Source organism: Elioraea sp., assembly GCF_051860475.1.
Taxonomy (GTDB): Bacteria; Pseudomonadota; Alphaproteobacteria; order Acetobacterales; family Acetobacteraceae; genus Elioraea.
In genome coordinates this window covers 1-3218 of sequence record NZ_JBHYDW010000252.1, presented here as the reverse complement: position 1 = coordinate 3218, position 3218 = coordinate 1, and the positions used below count along the sequence as shown (strand labels likewise).

Genomic DNA, 3218 nt, shown 5'->3' with positions numbered 1-3218 from the left:
CCTAGGATTGTTCCAGGGAGAGACGCCTTGCACGTCGAGATGGCGGGGGGCGCGTATGGACGTGGAGATGCACGTGGCTTCGGGGCCCGACGAGGCGTCAGCGCGCCCGCCGCTGCCCGGGCATGACGCGGGGCCGTTCTTCTGCGAACTGACGACGCCACGCAATGGCGACGCCGGCGCGCTGGCCACCATCGTCGCGCGGCTTGCCGCGCTGCCGGTCGAGGAGCTCCGCCGTCGCGCCGCCGCGGCCGAACGCGACCTGTTCAATCTCGGCATCACCTTCACGGTCTATTCCGAGGCGACCGCGATCGACCGCATCCTGCCGTTCGACCTGATCCCGCGCGTGCTGACCGCCGGCGAGTGGCGCACGCTCGAGGCCGGGGTCAAGCAGCGCGTCGCCGCGCTCAACCTGTTCCTGCACGACGTCTACAACGCCCAGCGCATCCTGAAGGACGGCGTGGTGCCCGCTGGCCTCGTGCTCGGCAACGTGAACTACCGGCCTGAGATGCAGGGCTTCCCGGTGCCCTTCAACACCTACGTGCACATCTGCGGCACCGACATCGTGCGCGACACCGACGGCACCTTCCGCGTGCTCGAGGACAATGCGCGTACGCCCTCGGGCGTGAGCTATGTGATCGAGAACCGCCACGCCATGCTGCGTGCGTTTCCCGATCTGATGCGCGGCATCGCGCTGCGACCGGTGGACGGCTACGGGATCCGGCTGCAGGGCGCGATGTGCGAGATCGCGCCGCCGGGCGTCGATGATCCGCAGGTCGTGCTGCTGAGTCCGGGGATCTACAACAGCGCCTATTTCGAGCACGTGTTCCTCGCGCGCGAGATGGGCGTGCCGCTGGTCGAGGGTGCGGACCTGACGGTCGAGAACGACCGCGTGTTCATGCGCACCACCACGGGCTGCGCGCCGGTGCACGCGATCTATCGCCGGATCGACGACACCTTCCTCGATCCGACCGTGTTCCGCCCGGACTCGATGCTCGGCGTGCCGGGGCTGATCGCAGCCTGGCGCAAGGGCCATGTCGCGCTCGCCAACGCGGTCGGCACCGGGGTCGCCGACGACAAGGCGCTCTACGCCTATATGCCCCGCATCATCCGCTACTACCTCGCCGAAGACCCCATCCTGCAGAACGTCGAGACGCAGATCTGCCGCGAGGCGGACGGGCTCGCCTACACGCTCGCGAATCTGGAGAAACTGGTCGTGAAGCCGGTCGGCGAATCGGGCGGCTACGGCATCACGATCGGCCCGCGCGCGACGCGTGCGGAACTCGAGGCCGCACGCGCCAAGCTGATCGCCGATCCGGCGAACTGGATCAGCCAGCCGGTGATCGGGCTTTCCGTCGGCCCGACCCTCACGCCCGACGGGCTGCGGCCGCGCCACCTCGATCTCCGCCCCTACGCGATCACCGCGCGCGACACCTGGGTGTTGCCCGGCGGGCTGTCGCGCGTCGCGCTGAAGCCGGGCAGCCTGGTGGTGAACTCGTCGCAGGGCGGCGGCTCGAAGGACACCTGGGTGCTGGTGGACGAGTGAACGCCATGTCCAAGCAGCCCCTGCTCGCCCGCTACGCCGAGAGCCTGTTCTGGATGGCGCGCTATCTCGAGCGCGTCGAGAACATGGCGCGCATGATCGACGTGACACAGACCTTCGAGACCTCTGGCCGCGCGGCCCAGGCCTGGGAGAGCGTGGTGCGCATCAACGCCGACGAGGCGGCGTTCCGGGTGCGCTACGGCGCGGCGTCGCCCGAGGCGGTCCGGCGGTTCTACCTGCTCGATCGCGACAACCCGACCTCGATCCCCGCCGCCGTCGCCACGGCGCGGCAGAACGCGCGCACGCTGCGCCCGCTGATCTCGACCGAGATGTGGCAGCAGCTGAACATGTTCCACGCCTGGATCGCGGCGCTGACGGAGGAGGAGGCGGCCGCCGACCAGCTGTCACGGCTCTGCGCGCGCATCAAGGAGGCGGTGCAGCTCAACACCGGCATCAGCGAGGGCACGTTCTTCCGCGACCAGGGCTGGTTCTTCCTCCAGCTCGGGAGGCAGATCGAGCGCGCCGACCAGACCACGCGTCTGCTCGACATCAAGTACCACCTGCTGCTGCCGAGCCTCGCCGATATCGGCTCGGCGCTCGACCTCTCGCAGTGGCATGCGCTGCTGCGAGCCGCCGCCGGCTACCATGCGTTCCGGCGCGCGCATCCGCGCGGGCTCACCCCGCACAGCGTCGCCGACTTCCTGCTGCTGAACGGCGCCTTCCCGCGCTCGACGCTGCTCTGTGTACGGCTGGCGGAGTGGACTCTCGACCAGCTGCGCCACCGCTACGGCCTGCGCGTGCGCGGTCCGGCAGAGCGGCTGGAGGAGCTGCGCGCAGGGCTCGAGGAGCGCTCCATCGACCAGATCATCAATAGTGGGCTGCACGAGTTCCTCGACTGGGTGCAGCGGATGCTGATCGCGGCGGCGGGCGAGATCGGCACGGCGTTCTTCCGCGACTGGCGCCCGCTCGCGGAGGCCCAGGCGCAGGGATAGATCGGGCCAGGGCGAGTGCGGCCGGACGTGGCCTAGTGCCAGAGGCCACGTCGGCCGCTTGAGGCAATTCGGCCCGCCACCCGCAGGATCCTTGCGCGTTGCTGATCCGTGATGTTCAGCGCCTTCTTCCTGTCACTCATCAGATTGCCGTCATGGTCGACATGGCGGTCGCCGAGCAGTGCGTGCCCGAACTCGTGCAGAAGCACCAGCCAGCGCGGGTCACCGGTATGCAGACGTTCTTCCTTGTATTCCAGGGTGTAGAGGAACGGATAGTCGGCATATCCTTGCGTGTATGAGAGCCCTCCGCCCCGTGGATCCGGCTCGACCACGAAGTGATGAAGGAAGCAGACGTGGATCGCGCCGAACCCGGCGTCGTGGCGCAACGCCACGAACTCCGGCAAGCGCAGGATGCTTTGCCGCAGTGTCGGCATGTCTTTCAGTCCGGGCGCCGACAGGCCGGATCCGGCTATGGCAAGGCGGAGCGGTCCGGTGGCCAGCGCGAGCTCGACCGCCCCGTTCATCAGTTGCGCCATCACCTTTGGCGCGGTGCTGGCGAAGCGCTGAAATCTCTAGGTTAACCGCCACCTTCCGCCGGCATGATCGCCAAGCCGGAAGCACCACGGAAGCACCCGGCGGTGTTTCGCACCACGTGAGACGCCCGGCCGCCCTAGCCAGCACAGGATAGA

3 protein-coding genes are annotated in these 3218 nt (G+C 68.6%); 2 read left to right on the top strand and 1 reads right to left on the bottom strand.

The features are described from left to right. The first annotated feature begins 67 nt into the window (after window positions 1-67). Together ACTIFU_RS23265 and ACTIFU_RS23260 are read left to right on the top strand one after the other, a co-directional pair. A complete protein-coding gene (locus ACTIFU_RS23265) occupies window positions 68-1543 on the top strand; it encodes a circularly permuted type 2 ATP-grasp protein (protein ID WP_439580708.1) in 1476 nt (491 codons plus the stop codon). Window positions 1544-1548: 5 nt separating this feature from the next. Further along, the gene (locus tag ACTIFU_RS23260) at window positions 1549-2532 is read left to right on the top strand and encodes an alpha-E domain-containing protein (RefSeq protein ID WP_439580707.1); all 984 of its coding nucleotides are present in this window, start codon (window positions 1549-1551) and stop codon (window positions 2530-2532) included. 32 nt (window positions 2533-2564) lie between these two features. Here the strand turns inward: ACTIFU_RS23260 and ACTIFU_RS23255 are convergent, their stop codons facing one another. Beyond that, window positions 2565-3065 carry a hypothetical protein gene (locus ACTIFU_RS23255; protein ID WP_439580706.1) on the bottom strand — a complete coding sequence of 167 codons (501 nt, stop codon included), beginning with the start codon at window positions 3063-3065 and terminating at the stop codon, window positions 2565-2567. Window positions 3066-3218: the final 153 nt, after the last annotated feature.

Bases quoted from the DNA above. Each gene is read 5' to 3' on its own strand.
- ACTIFU_RS23255 (WP_439580706.1), bottom strand. From the start codon at position 3,065: ATGGCGCAACTGATGAACGGGGCGGTCGAGCTCGCGCTGGCCACCGGA.
- ACTIFU_RS23260 (WP_439580707.1), top strand. From the start codon at position 1,549: ATGTCCAAGCAGCCCCTGCTCGCCCGCTACGCCGAGAGCCTGTTCTGG.
- ACTIFU_RS23265 (WP_439580708.1), top strand. From the start codon at position 68: ATGCACGTGGCTTCGGGGCCCGACGAGGCGTCAGCGCGCCCGCCGCTG.